Source organism: Kitasatospora viridis (assembly GCF_007829815.1).
Classification (GTDB): Bacteria; Actinomycetota; Actinomycetes; order Streptomycetales; family Streptomycetaceae; genus Kitasatospora; species Kitasatospora viridis.
In genome coordinates this window covers 4,464,079-4,484,427 of record NZ_VIWT01000001.1, presented here as the reverse complement: position 1 = coordinate 4,484,427, position 20,349 = coordinate 4,464,079, and the positions used below count along the sequence as shown (strand labels likewise).

Below are 20,349 nucleotides of genomic sequence, written 5' to 3'. Positions count from 1 at the left end.
GGCGGTTCGCTGTGTCCTCCTGATCGGCCCCAGGAGCCACCGGGTCGCCGCTGAGCCGGCAACCGCACGGAGACGACCCCATGACCGACCCCGAGGCCCGCCCCGGGAAGCAGCACGAGCGGCGGAAGGCGCAGGAGAAGGCGGAGGAGAACGCGGAGAACACCAGCGTAGGGCCTGACGCGCCCTCAGCCCACCCACGGCGCCGCCGATTGGCGAAGACCGCCGGGGTGACGGCGGCTGCCCTGGTGCTGGCCACCGCCGGAGCGGGCTTCTGGTTCTACGAGCGGCTGGACGGCAACCTGTCGATCTTCTCCAGCGCCGGCGTGGCCGGCACCCGGCCGCCGGTGGGGCCGGCCGACCCGTCCGGCAACACCCCGGTCAACGTGCTGCTGCTCGGCTCGGACAGCCGGGCCAACGGCAACGACCAGCTGGCCGGCGGGGACATCGGGGTGGGCAACTCGGACACCGCGATCCTGCTGCACGTCTACGCCGACCACCGGCACGCCGTCGCGGTCTCGATCCCGCGCGACTCGCTGGTGGACATCCCGCCCTGCCTGCTGCCCAGCGGCCGGTGGACCGAGCCGCAGCACGACCAGATGTTCAATTCGGCCTTCTCCCTGGGCGCCGCCCCGAACGGCAACCCGGCGTGCAGCCAGAACACCGTGGAGGCGCTCACCGGGCTGCGGGTCGACCACACCGTCGTGGTGGACTTCAAGGGCTTCGCCGCGATGACCTCGGCCGTCGGCGGGGTGCGGGTCTGCGTGCCGAACGAGGTGGACTCCTACGGCATCCACCTGAAGAAGGGCCTGCAGACCGTCAGCGGGCAGTCCGCGCTCGACTTCGTCCGGGCCCGGCACGGGATCGGGGACGGCTCGGACATCGGCCGGATGCGCCGCCAGCAGGCCTTCCTGGCCGCGCTGGCCCAGAAGGTGCAGGACCAGGGCTTCGACCTGACCACCCTGCTGCCGCTGGCCGACGCGGCCACCCGGTCGCTGACGGTGGACCAGGACCTGGGCAGCCCGATGAAGCTGGCCTCGTTCATCCGCTCGCTGCGCTCGGTCCGGCTGGCCGACCTCGCCTTCGTCACCGCGCCCTGGCGGTACGCCGGGGAGCGGGTCGCGCTGGTCCACCCGGACGCCGACACGCTCTGGACGATGCTCCGTCAGGACCGCACGCTGGACGGGCGGAACACCGGACGGCAGGGCCCCGGCACCCCGGCACCGGCCACCGCGAGCCCGGGCGGCGACCTGTCCGTGCCGATCACCGTGCAGAACGGCAGCCGCACCCCCGGGCTCGCGGTGCAGGCCGCGCAGGAGCTGCGGGCCAAGGGCTACCAGAACGTGACGGTCGACCCGGACGGGATCCAACGGGCCGTCACCGGGATCGGCTACCAGGCCGGCCAGCAGGCCGCGGCCGAGCAGCTCGCCCGCTACTACCCCGGCGCCGAACTGCGGGCCGACCCGGCGGTCACGACGCTGACCCTCACCCTGGGGGCCGACTACGCGGCCACCACGGCCACCACCGCCACCACCGCCCCCGGCGCCGGAACGGGGACCGAGGGGACCGAGACGCCCAGCCCGACCGCCACCACCCCGACCGGGTCGGTGCCGAGCGGGATCACCCAGAACCTCCGAGCGGCCGACGCCGACCCGTGCGCCGGACTCAGCTACGGCTGAACCGCTCCACCGGAAAGGAACACCACTGACCATGCCCTGGGGGGACCGCCGGTCCACCGACACCGCGGACTCACTGCGACTGGCCGCCGCCGTCGCCGAGGTCGAAGGGCTGCACGCCGCGCTGCAGCACGCCACCGATCCGGCCCGGCACCGGCGGCTCCGGGCCGACCTGGCCCGCGCCGCCGCCCGGCTGGCCGGGCTCGCCGCCGCGCCGCCGGGCCGGATCCCGGCCCAGGCGCGGTTCAACTCGCGCCGCGCCCGCCGCCGGGCGGCCCTGGTGCGCGGCGCCCGCTGGCTGGCCGAGCGCCTAGGCTGAGCCCGGTTCGCGGGTGCGGGTGAGTGCGGGTTCGGTGCGGGTCCGGGAGTGCGGAGAGGAGCGGCCGCGGTGCAGGGGCTGGGGCAGTTGGAGGCCGAGATCATGGAACGGCTCTGGGACCGGGAGCGGCCGACCACCGTCCGCGAGGTGGTGGACGACCTCAACCGGACCCGGCCGGTCGCCTACACCACCGTCAACACGGTCGCCGACATCCTGCACCGCAAGGGGCTGCTGCGCCGGCACAAGGAGGGCCGGGCCTGGTTCTACCAGCCCGTCCGCACCCGGGCCGAGCACACCGCGGCCCTGATGCGCGAGGTGCTCGGCGAGGCCCCCGACCCGCGTGCCGCGCTGCTGCACTTCGTCGACGCCATCACCCCCGCCGAGGCCGCCGCCCTGCGCGCCGCCCTCGGCGAGCACTCCGAAGCGGAGGGCGGCGCCCGGTGACCGTGCTGCTCCTGCTGGCCGGTTACGGGACGGTGCTGGGCACGGCCGCGCCCCGGTGGCTGGCCCGGGCCCGCTGGGTGGCGCGGGCGCCGCGCACCGCGGTGGTGCTGTGGGCCGGGCTCTGGCTGGGGCTGGCCGGCGCGCTGGCGATGACGGCGCACGTGCTCAGCGAGCCCGGGCACCTGGCCGGCCCAACGGTCCACTGGCTGGCCCGGGACGCCGAGCAGACCGTGGAGGGCCCGGCCGGGCACTGGCGGGCGCTGCTGCTCGGCGCGGCGGTGCTGGGCGCGGCCGGCGCGGTGGTGGCCACCGGCTGGCTGCGGGCCGCCCGGGCCCGCGCCCGGCACCGGCTGGTGCTCGACCTGGTGGCCCGTCAGGAGGCGGGCGCCGGCTGGTGGACGGTGCCGGACGAGCGGGCCGCCGCCTGGTGCGTGCCCGGGCGGGGCGGGCGGATCGTGTTCTCCAGCGGCGCGGTCGCGTTGCTCGACCCGGCGCAGCGCTCCGCCGTGCTGGCGCACGAGCGGGCCCACCTGAGGGGCCGTCACCACCTGCTGAGCGGCGCCGCCGGGGCGCTCGCCCGGGCGCTGCCCGGCCTGCCGCTGGCCCGGGCCGCGGCGGAGCAGGTGGCGCTGCTGGTGGAGATGGCGGCCGACGACCGGGCGCTGCGGCAGTGCGCCCCGCGCACCCTGGCCACCGCCCTGTACACGGTGGCCGCCGGCCGTGCCCCGGGCGGCGCGCTGGCCGCCGGCGAGGTCGGCGCGGTCGCCCGGGTGCACCGCCTGCTCGCCGCCGCGCCGCCGCTGTCCGCCCCGCGGCGGGTCGGCTGCTGGGCGCTGGCGGGGCTGCTCCCGGCGCTCCCGGTGCTGCTCGCCTGCGGTCCCTGACGGCCCGCCTGACGACCCCTCTTGCCGGACCCCACTCTCCATCTACTAAGTTACTAAGTAGCTTAGAAGAAAGAGGTCGTCGCCGTGGGAACCCGCCGCAAGCCCAGGCCCACCACCGCCGGTCCGCTGCGGCGCGTGCTGCTCGGCACCGCCGCCGCCTCCACCGCCGCGCTGGCCGCGGCCGTCCCGGCCCGCGCCGAACCGGCGCCCACGGTCGCCGGCGTGAAGCAGCAGGTGGACCAGCTCAACGAGCAGGCCGAGTCCTCGATCGAGAAGTACAACGGGCTGCGCGAGAAGCAGGACCGGCTCCAGCAGACCACCGGCCGGCTCCAGGACCGGGTGGCTGCCACCCAGCAGAAGACGGACCAACTGCGCGGCGGGCTCGGCGCCTTCGCCGCCCAGCAGTACCGCGGCGGCGGCATCGACCCCTCGGTGCAGCTGCTGCTGAACGCCGCCCCCGACGAGTACCTGGAGCGCGCGGCCACCCAGGACCAGGTCTCCAGCACCCAGGCCGGCCTGCTCCGCCAGCTGGCCCGCGAGCAGCGCTCGCTCGACCAGGACCGCAAGGAGGCCACCGACCGGCTCGCCGAGCTCGACGCGGCCGGCAAGCAGCTGGCCGAGGAGAAGCGGCAGGTCCAGGCGAAGCTCGACCAGGCCCAGCAGCTGCTGAACCGGCTCACCCCCGCCGACCGGGCCGCGGTCAACGCCGCCGACCCGACCTCGGGGACCGGCGCCCGCGCGGGGCGCTCCGCGGACCGCCCCGACACCCCCGCCGTGCCCGCCGGCGGCCGGGCCGCGGCGGCCGTCCAGTTCGCCTACGCCCAGCTCGGCAAGCCCTACGTCTGGGGCGCGACCGGCCCCGGCTCCTTCGACTGCTCGGGCCTGACCGGGGCCGCCTGGCGGGCCGCCGGCGTCTCGCTGCCCCGGGTCTCCGAGGACCAGTGGAACGCCGGCCGGCGGATCGCCCGGGCCGACCTCCAGCCTGGCGACCTGGTCTTCTTCTACGGCGACCTGCACCACGTGGGCATCTACATCGGCAACGGCCAGATGATCCACGCGCCGCGCACCGGCAAGAACGTCACCGTCCTGCCGATCGACGCGATGCCCTCCTACATGGGCGCGGTCCGCCCCTGAGCACCCGTCAGGACGCCCAGAAGCTGCCCACCCCGGTCACGTGGGTGCCGTAGTTCGCGGGCAGCTCGCCGATCGAGCCGGTCAGCGGCAGCGAGGCGGGCAGGGTGCAGAACGGGTCGGCGAAGACCTTGATGGTGCCGTCGGTCTCGTTGGAGAGGGTGTGCGCGGTGGCGGGCACCTGGTTGCACCCGTGCGGGTTGTCGTAGACCTTGAGCGGCGTCAGTTCGTTGGAGAAGACCACCACCTTCCCGGTGGCGGCCTGAGCGGGCGCGGCGGCGACCCCGACCAGGGTGGCGGCGGCGATGAGCAGCGTGAGAGCGGTACGTCGCATGCGCCCAAGATCACACACCGCGACCATCCGCATACAACTCGATCCCGGAAAGATCACCCGTACGGCGGTGGTCACCCCGTTGTCCACGGCCCCTGCGGCGCCACCGCGTCCGCCCTGTCGGCTGTACGGGTGAATCTGCGCCCGGGCGACGCCGTGCGGCCCCCGTCATGCCCTAGGATCTGCGCCAGAGGTGAGGGTGTTCTCGCTGGTCAACCCCAGGATTTCGCTGACGACCCCTCAGGATCTTGAGTAGGGCGGGTGGGACTCGAACCCACGACCCAGGGATTATGAGTCCCCTGCTCTAACCGGCTGAGCTACCGCCCCACACCTCGTCCGCAGTCGGGTCCCGACCACCACAGTGGTGGGTCCGGTGCAGCACAGACGGCCCCGCAGGGCCGCCTCGGGCAGCATATCCGGTCGATCAGCCGTGGTGCGCGCCGGGGGCGCACCACGAGTGCGCTCCCGGGTCCGGGTGCCGGTGACCGTGGGTGCACGGATGGCACCGGGGGTGGGGGCGGGTGAAGCTGGGCGCGGGGTACGGGGCCTGAAAGGACGTCGCATGACGGTGCGCAGGACGGCACTCGCGCTGACCGCCGCGCTGCTGCCGCTCGCCGGCTGCGGCACGGGCGGGATCACGAGCAGCGGGCCGGTCAGTGGGCAGGCGACCGGCGCGAGCGCAAGCACCGTCCACTCCGCCTCCCCCGGCGGTGGTCCGAGCCACTCGGCCGGCTGGAACCGGCAGCGCTTCCTGGCCGCCTTCGACAAGCACAAGGACACGACCAGGACCGCCTCCCCCACCACGCAGAACGCCCTGGTCGGCGCGGTCTTCACCAACAACGCCGGCGGCGACCACTTCTGCACCGCGAGCGTGGTGGACAGCGCGGGCCAGAACCTGATCGTCACCGCCGCGCACTGCGTCTACGACCCCGGCGTCGGCCAGCGCGACGACCTGGTCTTCGTGCCCGGCTACCGCGACGGCGACGCGCCCAACGGGGTCTGGCCGCTGGCCGCGATCACCGTCGACCAGAGCTGGGCCGACAGCGGCAACCAGGACCTGGACGTGGCCTTCGCGATCGTCCAGCCGCAGGGCGGCAAGCAGGTGCAGCAGGTGCTGGGCGCCAACAAGCTCGGCACCGACCAGGGCTACCAGCTGCCGGTGAAGCTGACCGGCTACCCGAGCAGCGCGGACGTGCCGATCACCTGCATGAACGCCACCACCGAGCAGAGCCCGACCCAGCTGCGGATCGACTGCCCCGACTACACCGGCGGCACCAGCGGCAGCCCGTGGGTGACCGGCTTCGACCCCGCCACCCACACGGGCACCGTGATCGGCGTGATCGGCGGCTACCAGCAGGGCGGGGACACCCCGAACACCTCCTACAGCAGCTACTTCGGCGACGCCGTGCAGGCGCTCTACGACCGGGCGACCGCCTGAACCACCCCGGGGCTGGTGCGCGGACGGTCGATCCTGGTAGATCTTGGGGCCGACCCGTGCGCACGGACGTGCCGGGCGCACCCAGGAGACCCGGGGGGAACGGATGGCGCGGCGGCTGCGGCGCGCGGCGGGCACCGGCGCCGCCCTGCTCGGCGTCCTCGCCGCCACCGGGTGCGGTGCGATGGGGGCCACCGCCCGGCCGCACCCCGGGATCACCGCGGTCACGGCCGGCTCGGACGGGGTGAACGCCCGGATCGGCGTGCTGCGCCTCACCGACCAGGGCGATGCCCGCTCCTGCACCGCCAGCGTGGTGGACAGCCCGAACCGCGACCTGCTGGTCACCGCCGCGCACTGCGTCTACCAGTCCGGCGAGGGCCCGATGGGCGACCTCGCCTTCGCCCCCGGCTACCGGGACGGCTCCGCCCCGCTCGGCGACTGGCACGTCAGCAAGGTGACGGTGGACCAGCACTGGCAGGACGACGCCGACCCGGAGTACGACGTGGCCTTCCTCACCGTCGACCCGCTGGGCGGCCAGCAGATCGAGGACGCGGTGGGCGGCGGCACCCCGCTCGGCGTCAACCGGGGCTTCGACCTCTCGGTGACCGTCACCGGCTACCCGTACGACCACGAGGAGCCGATCACCTGCACCACCCGGACCACCGCGCAGAGCGCCACCCAGGAGCGGTTCGACTGCGCGGGCTTCTCCGACGGCACCAGCGGCAGTCCCTGGCTGAGCGCGGACGGGCAGCTGGTCGGCGTGATCGGCGGCTACCAGCAGGGCGGGGACACCCCCGACACCTCCTACAGCGTCAGCTTCGACGGCCGGGTGAGCTCGCTCTTCCAGCAGGCCGTCGGCGGCTGACCCGCCCCGGCTCCCGGTCGGCGCCCCGGAACGCCGGAAGCCCCCCGGCCACCGGCCGGAGGGCTTCCACTCGCTGGCTCCCCCAATTGGACTCGAACCAATAACCTGCCGATTAACAGTCGGCTGCTCTGCCAATTGAGCTATGGGGGACCGCTTCACCAGGGCCGAACCGGGTGATCCCGGACCGGCTTCCTGAGCTCCCGCATTTGGACTCGAACCAAAAACCTGCCGGTTAACAGCCGGCTGCTCTGCCAATTGAGCTATGCGGGATTGAGTTGGGTGCCGCTCGCGCCGCGCGGGCGCTTGCTGCGGGACATACATTAGCGCATCCCGGGGGGTGGTCCGCCAATCGCTTCCGCGGCGGAACGGCTGCGCACCAGGTCGGCGCGCCCGTCGGGCGACCGGGCCCGGCGCCGGGGATGCTGGGTGACGAACGGCCGTGGTTCGCGGGCGGCCGGGAAGGGTAGGGCACCGCGGCAGGTGCCCGGAGACGAGGGTGGAGGCCGAGAACATGTGGAAGGTGTCGTTCATCGTGGGGGCCGCAGCCGGGTACGTGCTCGGTGCCCGGGCCGGCCGGCAGCGCTACGAGCAGTTGGCCGCGGCCGCGCAGAAGGTGGCCCGGCACCCCGTGGTGCGGGACGCCACCCAGCGGGCCCGGGAGTCGGCCGGCGCCGCGGCCGGGAAGGCGGTCGGCGCGGTCACCGGCAAGGTCGGCGAGAAGCTCCCGGACGCGATCACCGACCGGGTGCCGTACTTCAGCCGCGGCCCGGAGGACGACAGCTGGGGCACCGTCCGCTCCTGACCGCCTACGGTCTGTACCGAGTGGGCAACACTTGGCCGGGGCGCCCGGAACCGCCGCCCCGGCTGCGGCATGATCTCTTCCATGGCCATCGTCGCGGGCATCGACAGCTCCACCACTCGGACCAGGATCGTCGCGTGTGACGCGGACACCGGCGAGGTGCTGCGTTCGGGCAAGGCCGCGCACCCGGACTCCGAGGCGTCCCGGGCCCGCAGCACCGAGGCGGATCCGCAGTCCTGGCTGCACTCGCTCGGCGAGGCGGCGCACGGCGGGCTGCTGGAGGGGGTCCGGGCGATCGGCGTCTCCGCCCAGCAGCACAGCCTGATCGGGCTGGACGCGGGCGGCGTGCTGGTCCGCCCGGCGCTGCTGTGGACCGATCCGCGCTCCTCCGGGGCCGCCGCCCACCTGACGGACGCGCTCGGCGGCCCGGCGGCCTGGACGGCCGCGATCGGCGCGGTGCCGGCCGCCACCTACACCATCGCCAAGCTGCGCTGGCTGGCCGAGTTCGAGCCGGCCAACGCGCGCCGGATCGCCGAGGTGCTGCTGCCGCACGACTGGCTGGTCTGGCAGTTGCTCGGCCACCCGCAGCGCCGCACCACCGACCGGGGCGACGCCTCCGGCACCGGCTACTGGTCGCCGATCACCGGCGAGTACCGGCAGGACCTGGTGGAGCTGGCGCTCGGCCACGAGCTGTCCCGGCTGCCCGAGGTGCTGGCGCCCAACGAGCCGGCCGGGCACACCCCGGAGGGCCTGTTGATCTCGGCCGGCACCGGCGACAACATGGCCGCCGCGCTGGGCCTGGGCCTGCGCCCGGGCGACGCCGTGGTCTCGCTCGGCTCCACCGGCACGATCTTCGCGGTGCACGACGAGCCGGTGATCGACCCGGCCGGCACCGTCTCCTCGTTCGCCGACGCGACCGGGCGGCACCTGCCGATGGTCGGCACGCTGAACGCGGCCCGGGTGCTGCGCTCCACCGCCAACCTGCTCGGCCGCGACCTGGAGGGCCTGAGCGAGCTGGCCCTGCGCTCCACCCCCGGTGCCTACGGGCTGGTGCTGCTGCCCTACCTGGAGGGCGAGCGCACGCCCCGGCTGCCGCACGCCGCCGGCACCCTGACGGGCCTTCGGGCCGAGGCGATGCAGCCCGAGCACCTGGCCCGGGCCGCCGTCGAGGGCATGCTCTGCAACATCGCGGACGCGCTGGACACCCTGCGCGCCCAGGGGGTGACGATCCGTCGGGTCTTCCTGCTCGGCACGGTCGGCCGACTGCCCGCGGTGCGCGAGATCGCCTCGCTGGTCTTCGACGTCCCGGTGGTGATACCGCCGGCCGGCGACCACGCGGCCCGCGGCGCCGCCCGGCAGGCCGCCTGGGCCCTGGCCGGCACGCCCGAGCCGCCGCAGTGGGAGCTGCCGGACGCCACCGTGGTGGAGCCCGAGCCGGACCAGCCGTTCGGCAAGGCGATCCGTCAGCAGTACGGCGTGGTCCGCGATCAAGTGCACCCGGAGATCGCCGAGATGGCCTAGCGTGGGGAGGATCAAGGACCTCCCCACGAAGGGCATCCGAGGAATGGCGCCGCTGCACAAGGGAACGAGCTCCGACCGCCGACTGTCCGTCAACGCCCTGCTGGGCGAGGCCGATCCGATCGGCGCGATGCGCCAGGCCCCGCCCAAGCACAAGCTGCACCACCTGCCGCTGCCGCCGCACGTCGCCTACCAGCTGATCCACGACGAGCTGATGCTCGACGGCAACGCCAAGCTCAACCTGGCCACCTTCGTCACCACCTCGATGGAGGCGGAGGCGGACAAGCTGATGGCCGAGTGCCTCGACAAGAACATGATCGACAAGGACGAGTACCCGCAGACCGCCGAGCTGGAGCGGCGCTGCGTGGCGATCCTGGCCGACCTCTGGCACGCGCCCGACCCGGACCGGGCGGTGGGCTGCTCGACCACCGGTTCCAGCGAGGCCTGCATGCTGGCCGGCCTGGCCCTCAAGCGCCGGTGGATGCGCCGCAACCAGGAGCGCTACGACGCCGGCGCCCGGCCCAACCTGGTGATGGGCGCCAACGTCCAGGTCTGCTGGGAGAAGTTCTGCAACTTCTGGGAGGTGGAGTGCCGGCTGGCCCCGATGGAGGGCGAGCGGTTCCACCTGGACGCCGAGTCCGCGCTCGCGCTGGTCGACGAGAACACCATCGGCGTGGTCGGCGTGCTCGGCTCCACCTTCGACGGCTCCTACGAGCCGGTCGCCGAGATCTGCGCCGCCCTGGACGACCTCCAGCAGCGCACCGGCCTGGACGTCCCGGTGCACGTGGACGGCGCCTCCGGCGGCATGGTCGCGCCCTTCCTGGACAGTGACCTGGTCTGGGACTTCCAGCTGCCCCGGGTGGCCTCGATCAACACCTCCGGCCACAAGTACGGCCTGGTCTACCCCGGCGTCGGCTGGGCGCTGTGGCGGGACGAGGAGGCGCTGCCCGAGGAGCTGGTCTTCAAGGTCAACTACCTGGGCGGCGACATGCCCACCTTCGCGCTCAACTTCTCCCGGCCGGGCGCCGAAGTGGTCGCGCAGTACTACCAGTTCCTGCGGCTCGGCTTCGAGGGCTACCGGGCGGTCCAGCAGTCCTGCCGGCACGTGGCCCGGCACCTGGCCCGCGGGATCGAGCAGCTCGGCAGCTTCCGGCTGCTCACCCGCGGCGACGAACTGCCGGTCTTCGCCTTCACCGTGGCCGACGGGGTGACGGCCTTCGACGTCTTCGACGTCTCCCGCCGACTGCGCGAGCGCGGCTGGCAGGTGCCCGCCTACACCTTCCCGGAGAACCGCACCGACCTGTCGGTGCTCCGGGTGGTCTGCCGCAACGGGTTCAGCCTGGACCTGGCCGACATGCTGCTGGCCGACCTGACCCGGCTGCTGCCCGAGCTCCAGGCGCAGCCCGGGCCGGCGAGCCGGCTCGGGATCGACGGGGAGAGCGCCTTCCACCACTGACGGCCCGTCGGCACTGACGGCCGGTCGGCACTGACCGGCCGTCAGTCCAGGTAGCCGCGCAGCTGGTCGGCGAAGGCGTTGGCGCGCAGCTTGGCCAGCGTCTTGGACTCGATCTGGCGGATCCGCTCCCGGGTCACGCCGAACAGCACCCCGATCTCCTCCAGGGTGCGCACCCGGCCGTCGGCCAGCCCGTAGCGCAGCTCCACCACCTTGCGCTCGCGCTCGCCGAGGGTGGCCAGCACGGCCTCCAGGTGCTCGCGCAGCAGCAGGAAGGTGGCGCTCTCGGCGGGCTCGGCGGCGTCGGCGTCCTCGATCAAGTCGCCGAGCGCCACGTCCTCCTCGGTGCCGACCGGCACGTGCAGCGAGATCGGCTCCTGGGCCAGCCGCAGCACCTCGCGGACCCGGGCCTCGGTGAGTTCGAGCAGCCCGGCCACCTCGGCCGGGCTGGGCTCGGTGCCGCGCTCCTGGAGCAGCGCGCGCTGCACCCGCAGCACCCGGTTGATCAGCTCGACCACGTGCACCGGGACCCGGATGGTGCGGGCCTGGTCGGCCAGCGCCCGGCTCATCGCCTGCCGGATCCACCAGGTCGCGTAGGTGGAGAACTTGTAGCCCCGGGTGTAGTCGAACTTCTCGACCGCCCGGATCAGGCCGACGTTGCCCTCCTGGACCAGGTCGAGCATGGTCAGGCCGCGGCCGACGAAGCGCTTGGCCACCGAGACGACCAGGCGCAGGTTGGCCTCGATCAGCCGGCGCTTGGCGGTGCGGCCGAGCACCACCAGCTGGTCCAGCTCGTCGGCCAGCGGGCCCTGCGGCAGGCCGTGCCGCCGCAGGTGCTGCTCGGCGAACAGGCCCGCCTCCACCTGGCGGGCCAGCTCGACCTCCTCGGCGGCGGTGAGCAGGCGGATCCGGCCGATCTCGCGCAGGTACTGGCGGAACAGGTCGGCGGCCGGGCCGCTGCCCTCGTGCGCCGCGGGCACGGCTTCCGAGGGCCCCGACTCGTCCGCATCCTCCTCCGGCTCCTCCTCGGACCGCTCGTCCGGGAGCCGCTCCGGCGGTTCGTCACGGTCCTCGGCCGACCGCGGTCCAGGCACTCCTCGGCCGAGGACCGGCTGGTCGGGCGCTGTCTGGTCGAGCACTTCGGCGGCCGTTCTGGCGATCTCCAAGTGGCCCACCCTCCGCGGACCGTGGGGCCCGACGCGTGACGGACTGAGACCCTTTCAGTGTGGCCCTTCCGGTGTGCGCCGCGCCACACCGGTGCACGGCCCGCTAGAGGCCGGAGGCGCCGCGGGTGCGCAGGTTGTCGTCGTACTGCTGAAGGGCCCACAGCTCCTGCTGCACCGGGGTGAGTTCCTCGGGCGTGGCCCGGTTGCCCAGGCGCTGCAGGTGGGCCCGGACCTCGGCGACCCGGCGGCCGACCGAGGCGCGGCGCAGTTTGACCAGGAACTCGCCGGCGTAGAGCTCGTCCGGCTTGCGCCGGGTGCGGACCGGCTCGACCGTCAACTCGGTGACCAGGGAACGGACCCGGGCGTCCTCGGCGGCCTCCTGGACCAGGTCGAGGAAGCCGGGCACGGTGGCGCCCCAGGTGGTGCCGCCGGCCTTGGCGATGGCCCGGCGCACCGCCGCGTAGGGCGGCGGCGGGAACTCGTCCTCGCCGTACTGGTCGAACGCCGGGCTGACCAGCTGCGGGTGCTGGAGCGCGAGCTTGAGCAGTTCGCGCTCGACGAACCGGGCCGGGTCGCGGTGGTCGATCCGGAACTGCGGCGGGGCCGGCGGCGCCACGGGCGCCGGCCGGACCGCCTGGCCGCGCTGCTGCTGCGGGGTCTCGCGCTGCCAGCGGGAGATCTGGGCGATCCGGCGGACCACGAACTGCTCGTCCAGGATGCCGAGCAGGCCGGCCAGTTGGACGGCGTACTCGTGCCGGATCGACGGGTCCTTGATCTTCGCGACGATCGGCGCGGCCTCCTCCAGCGCGGCGGCCCGGCCCTCGGCCGAGTCCACCCGGTGCCGGGCGACCGTGCTGCGCAGCGCGAACTCGAACAGCGGCACCGGGTTGGCGATCAGCTCGCGGACCGCCTCCTCGCCCTGGGCCAGCCGCAGTTCGCACGGGTCCATGCCGCCGGGGCTGATCGCGATCGAGGTGCGGGCGGCGAACTTCTGGTCGTCCTCGAAGGCGCGCAGCGCGGCCTTCTGGCCGGCCGCGTCGCCGTCGAAGGTGAAGACGGTCTCGCCCCGGTAGGCCGAGGTGTCCATCAGCAGGCGGCGGATGATCTTGATGTGGTCCTCGGCGAACGCGGTGCCGCAGGTGGCCACCGCCGTGGTCACGCCCGCGAGGTGACAGGCCATCACGTCGGTGTAGCCCTCGACCACCACCGCCCGGCCGGACTTGGCGATCTCCTTCTTCGCCAGGTCGATGCCGTAGAGGACGTGCGACTTCTTGTAGATCGGGGTCTCGGGGGTGTTCAGGTACTTCGGCCCGTTGTCGTCCTCGCGCAGCCGGCGGGCGCCGAAGCCGACCACCTCGCCCGCCGCGTCCCGGATCGGCCAGACCAGCCGGCCGCGGAACCGGTCGATCAGGCCGCCGCGCTGGCCCTGCGAGGCCAGGCCGCCCTGCAGGATCTCCTTGTCGGTGAAGCCCTTGCCCCGCAGGTGGCGGACCAGGTGCTCCCAACCCGCCGGGGCGTAGCCGACCCCGAACCGCTCGGCGGCGGCCGCGTCGAAGCCGCGCTCGGCCAGGAAGGCCCGGCCGATCTCCGCCTCCGGCCCCTCCAGCTGCTCGCGGTAGTAGGCGGCGGCGGCCTTGTGCGCCTCGACCAGCCTGGTCCGCTCGCCCTGCTGGCCGCGGCTGGAGTAGCCGCCCTCCTCGTAGCGGAGCGTGATGTTGGCCTGCGCGGCCATCCGCTCCACGGCCTCGGCGAAGGAGAAGTGCTCGATCTTCATCAGGAAGGAGATCGTGTCGCCACTCTCCTGGCAGCCGAAGCAGTGGAAGACGCCCTTGCTCGGACTGACGTAGAAGGAGGCGGACTTCTCGTCGTGGAACGGGCAGACGCCCTTCAGCTGGCCGCCGCCACCGTTGGTGAGCTGCACGTAGTCGCCGACGACCACGTCGATGGGCAGCGCGTCGCGCACTCGCTGTACGTCTTCGTCCCTGATCCGCCCGGCCACCCCGGAATTCTACGTGGTCCGCCCGGCGAACCGCGGTGGTGCCGGCCGGTCAGCCGGCGGCGGCCCCCGCACCGGTCAGCCGGGCGTGCAGGGCCAGCGCGGAGGCGTCGGTGAGGCTGGCGATCTGGTCGACCACGGCGCGCAGCGCGGCCGCGTCGTCGGGGGCGTGCCGGTACTGGGCGTGGAAGACCGGATCCAGCTCGGTCGGGTCGCCGGCCGCCAGCCGCCGCCACAGCTGCTCGGCCAGCTCGCCGATCACCACCCGCTGGCGGGCCCGCAGCTGGGCCTGCTCGTCGCGCTGCATCACGTAGCGCACCGCGACCGCCTTGAGCACCGCGCACTCCAGCCGCACCTCGCGCGGCACCACCAGCTCGGCCGCGTACCTGGTCAGCCGGCCCGGGCCGTAGCGGGCCCGGGTGGCCTGCTCGGCGGCCTGGCAGAACCGGCCGATCAGCTGGCTGGTCAGGTCCTTCAGGCCGGCCCGGGAGCGCGGCGTGCCGTCGTAGCCGCGCGGCCACCACTCCTCGGCCAGCAAACGGTCCAGCGCGGCGGCGAACTCGGCCGGCCCGGTGCCCGGGGCGTACCGCTCGGCGACCGCGAACAGCCCGGCCCGCTCCTGCGGGCTGCGCAGCGCGGCGGGGTCGATGTGGCCGGCGTAGATGCCGTCCTCCACGTCGTGGGTGGAGTAGGCGACGTCGTCGGACCAGTCCATCACGGTGGCCTCGAAGCACTTGCGGCCCTGCGGGGCGCCGGTGCGCAGCCAGCGGAAGACCGGCAGGTCGTCGGCGTAGACGCCGAACTTGGACGAGTCCGGGTCGGTGGGGTGGCCGCCGCGCGACCAGGGGTACTTGGTGGCGGCGTCCAGCGCGGCCCGGGTCAGGTTGAGGCCGACGCTGCGGCCGGGCCAGGGGGCGAGCCGGGCCGGCTGCTCGTCCAGCGGGGCGAACCGCTTGGGTTCCAGCCGGGTGAGGATGCGCAGCGACTGGGCGTTGCCCTCGAAGCCGCCGCAGGCCGCCGCGGCCTCGTTGAGCGCCTCCTCGCCGGTGTGGCCGAACGGCGGGTGACCCAGGTCGTGGGCCAGGCAGGCGGTCTCCACCAGGTCCGGGTCGCAGCCCAGCGCGGCCCCCAACTCCCGCCCGACCTGGGCGCATTCGAGCGAGTGGGTGAGCCGGGTGCGGGGGAAGTCACTGCGCATCGGGGCGACCACCTGGGTGGTGCCGGCCAGCCGGCGCAGGGCCGCGGAGTGCAGCACCCGGGCGCGGTCGCGCTGGAAGGCGGTGCGGCCGGGCCGCTTGTCGGGCTCGGGCACCCAGCGGGCGTCGGCCCAGTCGTCGGTCGTGAGGTCGTCACCCTGCGGGTCGTCGATCATCGCGTCGTCCATCACCGACACGGTACGCGCCACCGGTGACGCGGCGGCGAACACGCGCTGACGGCAACTTGCAGAGAGTTCTCTGCAGATATCCCTATGCAGAGAACTCTCTGCAAGCTAGTGTCTGTGCCGTGAACGAGGAACCCACCCCCCAGCGGCCCCCCGGCCGCACCGTCGATCCGCGCAGCCTGCGGGCGCTCGCCCACCCGCTGCGGATGCGGATCCTCGACCTGCTCACCGACGAGGGCCCGGCCACCTCCGCCCGGCTCGCCGACCGGCTCGGCGAGAACACCGGCACGGTCAGCTGGCACCTGCGCCACCTCGCCGAGCACGGCTTCATCGAGGAGGAGCACGGCCGGGGCACCAAGCGCGAGCGCTGGTGGCGCCGGGTGCGCACCCCCCTCAACGTGAACTCCGCCGAACTCGTCCCGGACCCGGCCACCAGCGCCGCGCTGGACGTCTACAAGCGCCACTACCTGGAGCGCAGCTTCCGGCGCGCGGCCCGGGCACTGGCCTCACCGGTCCCGCCGGAGTGGGTGGGCGCCGGGAACATGTCCGACTGGGGCGACGTGCGGATGACGCCCGCCCAGCTCTCCGCGCTCGGCGCCGAGATCCTCGAAGTGATCCGGCGTCACGTGCCCGACCCGGACGCGCCGGTGCCACCGGACGCCCGCCCCGTGCTGATCCAGTTCCAGACCCTGTCGATGCTCGACGACACCGACGAGGACCCGCGATGACCCTGCTCGCCCAGCGCCCGGCCACCCGGCCCGGCCGCACCCCCGGCCTGCTGCGCCGCAACCGCGACTTCCGGATGCTGTACCTCGGCGAGGTCAGCGGCAAGTACGGCTCCTCGGTCACCGGCCTGGCGTTACCCCTGACCGCCGCCGCCGTGCTGCACGCCGGACCGCTCGCCACCAGCTCGCTGACCGCCGCCGCCTGGCTGCCCTGGCTGCTGGTCGGCCTGCCGGCCGGCGCCTGGGTGGACCGGCTGCCCCGCCGCACCGTGATGCTGGTCTCGGCACTCTGCTCGCTGCTGCTCTACCTCTCCGTCCCGGTGGCCGGCGCGCTCGGCGTGCTCGGCCTGCCGCAGCTGCTCGTGGTCGCCCTCCTGGCCGGCACCTCCGGCGTCTTCTTCCAGACCGCCTACACCGCACTGCTGCCCGCCGTGGTCCCCGAGCCGGACCGCGCCGAGGGCAACGCCAAGCTGCACGGCAGCGCCTCCGCCGCCCAACTGCTCGGGCTCGGCACCGGCGGCACCCTCGCCCAGGCCTTCGGGCCGGTCAACGGCCTGCTCGCCAACACCGCCACCTTCCTGGTCTCGCTGCTCAGCACCTCCCGGATCAAGGCGCGCGAGGAACGGCCGTCGGCGGCCCGGCGCAGCCTGCGCCAGGAGGTCGGCGAGGGGCTGCGGCTGGTGCTGCGGGACCGCTGGCTGCGCGCCTTCCTCTGCTTCGGCGGGCTGTCCAACCTGGCGCTGACCGCCTACCAGTCGATCCTGGTGATCTTCCTGCTGGACCGGGTCCACCTCTCCCAGGGCCTGATCGGCGTCCTCGTCGCCGCCGCCAGCGTCGGCGGCATCGGCGGCGCGGCGGTGGCCCGCCGGGTCGGCGCCGCGCTCGGCACCGCCCGGGCGACGCTCCTCTTCCAACTGGTGCTGCCGGCGCCGGTCCTGCTGATCCCGCTCACCGGCCGGGGCGCCGGGACGCTCTGCTACCTGGCCGGCGGGATGACCGTCTCGGCCGGAGTGGTGGCCGGCAACGTGCTGCGGGCCACCTTCAACCAGCGCTACGTGCCCGCCGAACTGCTCGGCCGGATCAGTGCCACCACCGCCGTCGTGGTCTACGGCACGATGCCGCTGGGCGCCCTGCTGGCCGGCGTGCTCGGCCAGACGCTGGGCCTGGGCCCGGCGATGTGGCTCAGCTGCGCGGGTGTCCCGCTGGCCGCGGCGACCCTGCTGCTGTCCCCGGTGCGGCGCCACCGGGACCTGCCGGACTCGCCGATGACCGTCCCGGCTCCTTGAGGAAGACCCCGAGCAGCACCCCCAGCACCGGCACCGCCGGCAGCACCGCCAGCACCCCCTGCGGCCCGTGCCCCTGGGCCACCAGCCCGAGCAGCGGCGCGATCAGCCCGCCGATGCTCACCGCCAGACCCAGCGTCACCCCGGCCGCCGTGCCCGGCCGGTTCGGCAGGTAGTCCTGCCCCAGCTTGACCAGCACCGCGAACGGCAGGTTCAGCGCGGCCCCCGTCAGCACCGCGAACAGCAGCGGCGGGTACTGACCCGGGGTCAGCCGCAGCGCCAGCAGCGCCGGGACGGTCAGCGCGGTGCCCCACTGCGCGGTGCGGACCATGCCGATCCGGTCCGCCAGCCGGCCGCCCCCCAGGGTCCCCGCCACCCCGCCGGCCAGGAAGCAGGTCAGCGCCGCCCCGCCGAGCAGGTGCGAGGAGTGCAGGTGGCGCAGCCAGTACAGCTCGATGAACGTGTTGATTCCGGAGAAGACCACCGAGCGGACCACCTCGACCCCGGTGAGCACCAGGAACGGCCCCCAGCGGTCCTTCCCCGCGCGCCGCGCGGCCCCGCCGGCCAGTGCCGCCGGGCGGTCGCGCCGCCGGTGCAGCACCACGGCCATGGCCAGCGCGGGCAGCAGGAAGACCGCGGTGGCCCGCACGCCCCAGGCCACCAGCAGCGGCGTGGCCAGCACCGGGGCCAGGAAGAAGCCCACGCTGCCGCCGGCCGCGAAGACGCTCATCGCCGCGGTGCTCTCCCCCGCCGCCTCCCGGGCCGCCTTGCCGGCCGCCGGGTGGAACATCGCCACCCCGAGCCCGGAGAGCAGCACCAGCGCCCAGACCAGCGGATAGCTGCCGGCCAGCCCCGACAGGCCCACCCCGAGCCCGGCCAGCGCCACCCCGGCCCCCGCCAGCCAGGAGAGCCGCCAGCGGTCCACGGCCAGCCCGATCGCCGGCTGCGGCACGGCGCTGCCCAGCGTCGCGGCCAGGGTCAGCCCGCCGGCCGCCACGTAGCCGTAGCCGCGCTCCAGCACGAAGTACGGCACCACGGCGGGCACCAGGCCCTGGTAGAGGTCGTCCACGGCGTGCGCCGCGCCCCACACCCGCATCCGGCGCCAGATCCCGGTCCCGCCGCCCGCCGCGGTCGTCATCGTCGTCGTGGTCGTCATGGGCCCAGCCTGGCGGGCGGACGGGTCTGCGGGCTTCCGCTACTCTGCCAAGTTGTGTCGATAACCCGCCAGGAGCCGCAGGGAGCCGTCCGCCGTCCGCTCGCCGACCGGGAACGGGTGGACTGGCACTACCACGAGGTCAACCAGCTGGTCGCGCCCGGCCTCGGGGTGCTCCGGGTGACCACCACCCAGGGCAGCTGGGTGGTGCCGCCGCACCGCGCGGTCTGGCTGCCCGCCGGCACCCCGCACACCCACCAGGCCTACGGCCCGAGCGAGTTGCGCTGCCTGGTGTTCCAGCCGCGGACCAACCCGCTGCGGCTGACCGGGCCGACGGTGCTGGTGGTCACCCCGCTGCTGCACGAGCTGATCGCGGTGCTCACCGGGCCCGGGGCACCGGTCGGCCGGCCCGCCCGCACCCTGGAGCAGGCGGCGCTGGACCAGCTGCGGCCCGCCCCCGAGCCCGCCCTGGCCCTGCCGCTGCCGCAGGAACCGCGCCTGCGCGACCTGGCCGACCTGCTGCTCGCCGACCCCGCCGACGACCGCACGCTGGCCCAGCTCGGCCACGCGGTCGGCGCGGGCGAGCGCACCCTGAGCCGGCTGTTCCGGCGCGAGCTGGGGCTGAGCTTCCCGCAGTGGCGGGCCCAACTGCGGCTGCACCACGCGCTGGTGCTGCTGGCCGAGGGCCGCTCGGTCACCGCTACCGCGGCGGCCTGCGGGTACCGCTCCCCCAGCGCCTTCATCGAGGCCTACCGGCACGCCTTCGGCAGCACGCCCGGGCGGCAGCGGCCGGGCCGCACGGCCGGCGGCTGAGCCCGCGGGCGGTCAGCGGGTCGCCCGGACGGTGCCGAGCACCGCGTCGGCCATGCCCTGCTGGCCGGCCGCGTTGGGGTGCAGCGGGGCCAGCCCGTCGGCCGGCAGCGGGGGCTCCACCCAGCGGGCCGACCGGCCGGCGCACATGTCGTGGCCCTGGGAGGGGGTGTAGGTGTCCACGTAGACCGCGCCGACGGCCGCGGCCTGCTGCTTGAGCAGCGTGTTCAACTGCTGCTCGTGGTCGCTCAGGAAGGCCAGGTCGCCCTTGGTCACGGTGGGCCCGAGGGTGCCGTAGCAGGCGGCCGGGTCGGCGGGCAGCAGGGCGGGGTAGCCGACCACGAAGACCTTGGCGCCCGGGGCCCGCGCCGTGACCTGGTGCAGCACCGCGGCGACCCGCTGCCCGACCGTGTCCAGCAACCCGGCCAGCTGGTCGGTGCCGTCCGACGCGGTGTAGTGCGCCTTGCAGGGCGAGTCGCCGTGCGCCGCGTCCACCAGGCGGAGCAGGCCCTGCTCGGCGCACTGCTGGACCACCGCGGTGAAGTCCGCGTCGTTGCCGCCGATGCCGACGGTGACCAGCCTGGTCCGGTCGGAGAGCGCGTCCAGCTGCGGCGGGTTGGGCCCGCCGGTCACCTGTTGAGCCCCCGTCAGGTCGGCGGTGGTGGCGCTGGTGCAGCTGACGTCGGTGAACTGGTCCCCGGACAGGCCCAGGTCGTGCGCCACCAGCGCGGGGTAGTTGACGGCGGACCGGCCGCAGCCCTGCGGACCGCTGCCGGCCGGCCGCACCTTGTCGCCCGCCGTGTAGGAGTCACCGAGCGCCACGTAGGGCCCGCCGGGCACCCAGGCCCGCGGGCTCGGCGGGGCGCTGGACGGCCCCGGTGCCGGTCGGCTGCCCCCCGTGGCGCAGCCGGCCAGCGCGCACAGCGCGGCCAGCAGCCCCAACAGCCTCAGTCGATGGATCACACCCGCCCCAACGCGCCGCC

Annotated in this window: 19 protein-coding genes and 3 tRNA genes; 13 read left to right on the top strand and 9 right to left on the bottom strand. The window is 74.6% G+C overall.

The window, feature by feature from the left end:
- The first annotated feature begins 80 nt into the window (after window positions 1-80).
- The 5 genes from FHX73_RS20185 to FHX73_RS20165 all read left to right on the top strand — a co-directional run bounded on the left by FHX73_RS20185 (window position 81) and on the right by FHX73_RS20165 (window position 4,454).
- The gene (locus FHX73_RS20185; RefSeq protein WP_145906327.1) at window positions 81-1,676 is read left to right on the top strand and encodes an LCP family protein; all 1,596 of its coding nucleotides are present in this window, start codon (window positions 81-83) and stop codon (window positions 1,674-1,676) included.
- 31 nt (window positions 1,677-1,707) lie between these two features.
- Entirely contained in the window at window positions 1,708-1,992 is a 285-nt protein-coding gene (locus tag FHX73_RS20180) for a hypothetical protein (protein ID WP_145906326.1), read from the top strand.
- A 69-nt stretch (window positions 1,993-2,061) separates the two neighbouring features.
- The gene (locus FHX73_RS20175; protein WP_145906325.1) at window positions 2,062-2,436 is read left to right on the top strand and encodes a BlaI/MecI/CopY family transcriptional regulator; all 375 of its coding nucleotides are present in this window, start codon (window positions 2,062-2,064) and stop codon (window positions 2,434-2,436) included.
- Complete coding sequence (locus FHX73_RS20170) at window positions 2,433-3,320, top strand: M56 family metallopeptidase (protein WP_145906324.1); 888 nt, start codon at window positions 2,433-2,435, stop codon at window positions 3,318-3,320. The genes FHX73_RS20175 and FHX73_RS20170 overlap by 4 nt, the downstream gene beginning before the upstream one ends.
- A gap of 84 nt (window positions 3,321-3,404) precedes the next feature.
- Window positions 3,405-4,454: a C40 family peptidase gene (locus tag FHX73_RS20165; RefSeq protein ID WP_145906323.1), complete on the top strand. Its 1,050-nt coding sequence runs from the start codon at window positions 3,405-3,407 to the stop codon at window positions 4,452-4,454.
- A gap of 7 nt (window positions 4,455-4,461) precedes the next feature.
- Here the strand turns inward: FHX73_RS20165 and FHX73_RS20160 are convergent, their stop codons facing one another.
- Window positions 4,462-4,785: a hypothetical protein gene (locus FHX73_RS20160; RefSeq protein ID WP_145906322.1), complete on the bottom strand. Its 324-nt coding sequence runs from the start codon at window positions 4,783-4,785 to the stop codon at window positions 4,462-4,464.
- A 250-nt stretch (window positions 4,786-5,035) separates the two neighbouring features.
- Window positions 5,036-5,109 (bottom strand) — tRNA-Ile (locus tag FHX73_RS20155).
- Between the two features lie 235 nt (window positions 5,110-5,344).
- Between FHX73_RS20155 and FHX73_RS20150 the strand changes: the two genes are divergently transcribed.
- Together FHX73_RS20150 and FHX73_RS20145 are read left to right on the top strand one after the other, a co-directional pair.
- Window positions 5,345-6,220 carry a trypsin-like serine peptidase gene (locus FHX73_RS20150; protein WP_246213608.1) on the top strand — a complete coding sequence of 292 codons (876 nt, stop codon included), beginning with the start codon at window positions 5,345-5,347 and terminating at the stop codon, window positions 6,218-6,220.
- A 103-nt stretch (window positions 6,221-6,323) separates the two neighbouring features.
- The gene (locus FHX73_RS20145) at window positions 6,324-7,082 is read left to right on the top strand and encodes a trypsin-like serine peptidase (protein ID WP_145906321.1); all 759 of its coding nucleotides are present in this window, start codon (window positions 6,324-6,326) and stop codon (window positions 7,080-7,082) included.
- Window positions 7,083-7,156: 74 nt separating this feature from the next.
- On the opposite strand, the gene FHX73_RS20140 is transcribed toward FHX73_RS20145, so the two are convergent.
- Window positions 7,157-7,232, bottom strand: a tRNA-Asn gene (locus tag FHX73_RS20140).
- 47 nt (window positions 7,233-7,279) lie between these two features.
- Window positions 7,280-7,352: transfer RNA gene (locus FHX73_RS20135), tRNA-Asn, on the bottom strand.
- Window positions 7,353-7,578: 226 nt separating this feature from the next.
- Here FHX73_RS20135 and FHX73_RS20130 point away from each other — a divergent pair.
- The 3 genes from FHX73_RS20130 to gad all read left to right on the top strand — a co-directional run bounded on the left by FHX73_RS20130 (window position 7,579) and on the right by gad (window position 10,855).
- Window positions 7,579-7,884, top strand: a complete 306-nt coding sequence (locus FHX73_RS20130; RefSeq protein WP_246213607.1) for a hypothetical protein — start codon at window positions 7,579-7,581, stop codon at window positions 7,882-7,884.
- Between the two features lie 81 nt (window positions 7,885-7,965).
- Window positions 7,966-9,402 (top strand): FGGY family carbohydrate kinase, encoded by a 1,437-nt coding sequence (locus FHX73_RS20125; RefSeq protein ID WP_145906320.1) that lies wholly within the window; start codon window positions 7,966-7,968, stop codon window positions 9,400-9,402.
- 43 nt (window positions 9,403-9,445) lie between these two features.
- Window positions 9,446-10,855 carry a glutamate decarboxylase gene (gad, locus tag FHX73_RS20120; RefSeq protein ID WP_145906319.1) on the top strand — a complete coding sequence of 470 codons (1,410 nt, stop codon included), beginning with the start codon at window positions 9,446-9,448 and terminating at the stop codon, window positions 10,853-10,855.
- Between the two features lie 41 nt (window positions 10,856-10,896).
- On the opposite strand, the gene FHX73_RS20115 is transcribed toward gad, so the two are convergent.
- The 3 genes from FHX73_RS20115 to FHX73_RS20105 form a co-directional block, all read right to left on the bottom strand.
- On the bottom strand, window positions 10,897-12,018 hold the full coding sequence (locus FHX73_RS20115; RefSeq protein WP_246213606.1) for an RNA polymerase sigma factor: 1,122 nt from the start codon (window positions 12,016-12,018) through the stop codon (window positions 10,897-10,899).
- Between the two features lie 103 nt (window positions 12,019-12,121).
- A complete protein-coding gene (gene dnaG, locus FHX73_RS20110) occupies window positions 12,122-14,017 on the bottom strand; it encodes a DNA primase (RefSeq protein WP_145906317.1) in 1,896 nt (631 codons plus the stop codon).
- A 49-nt stretch (window positions 14,018-14,066) separates the two neighbouring features.
- Window positions 14,067-15,386, bottom strand: coding sequence for a deoxyguanosinetriphosphate triphosphohydrolase (locus FHX73_RS20105; RefSeq protein WP_170305077.1), 1,320 nt, complete (start codon window positions 15,384-15,386; stop codon window positions 14,067-14,069).
- A gap of 131 nt (window positions 15,387-15,517) precedes the next feature.
- Here FHX73_RS20105 and FHX73_RS20100 point away from each other — a divergent pair, with 131 nt between their 5' ends.
- Together FHX73_RS20100 and FHX73_RS20095 are read left to right on the top strand one after the other, a co-directional pair.
- On the top strand, window positions 15,518-16,123 hold the full coding sequence (locus FHX73_RS20100; RefSeq protein ID WP_145906315.1) for a winged helix-turn-helix domain-containing protein: 606 nt from the start codon (window positions 15,518-15,520) through the stop codon (window positions 16,121-16,123).
- On the top strand, window positions 16,120-17,406 hold the full coding sequence (locus tag FHX73_RS20095; protein WP_145906314.1) for an MFS transporter: 1,287 nt from the start codon (window positions 16,120-16,122) through the stop codon (window positions 17,404-17,406). The genes FHX73_RS20100 and FHX73_RS20095 overlap by 4 nt, the downstream gene beginning before the upstream one ends.
- On the opposite strand, the gene FHX73_RS20090 is transcribed toward FHX73_RS20095, so the two are convergent.
- The gene (locus FHX73_RS20090) at window positions 17,303-18,559 is read right to left on the bottom strand and encodes an MFS transporter (RefSeq protein ID WP_145906313.1); all 1,257 of its coding nucleotides are present in this window, start codon (window positions 18,557-18,559) and stop codon (window positions 17,303-17,305) included. The two genes, FHX73_RS20095 and FHX73_RS20090, sit on opposite strands and share 104 nt — an antisense overlap.
- Window positions 18,560-18,613: 54 nt before the next feature.
- On the opposite strand from FHX73_RS20090, the gene FHX73_RS20085 reads away from it, so the two are divergent.
- Window positions 18,614-19,369: an AraC family transcriptional regulator gene (locus tag FHX73_RS20085; protein WP_145906312.1), complete on the top strand. Its 756-nt coding sequence runs from the start codon at window positions 18,614-18,616 to the stop codon at window positions 19,367-19,369.
- Window positions 19,370-19,381: 12 nt separating this feature from the next.
- Here FHX73_RS20085 and FHX73_RS20080 read toward each other — a convergent pair whose 3' ends face one another.
- Window positions 19,382-20,329 carry an SGNH/GDSL hydrolase family protein gene (locus FHX73_RS20080; RefSeq protein ID WP_145906311.1) on the bottom strand — a complete coding sequence of 316 codons (948 nt, stop codon included), beginning with the start codon at window positions 20,327-20,329 and terminating at the stop codon, window positions 19,382-19,384.
- Window positions 20,330-20,349: the final 20 nt, after the last annotated feature.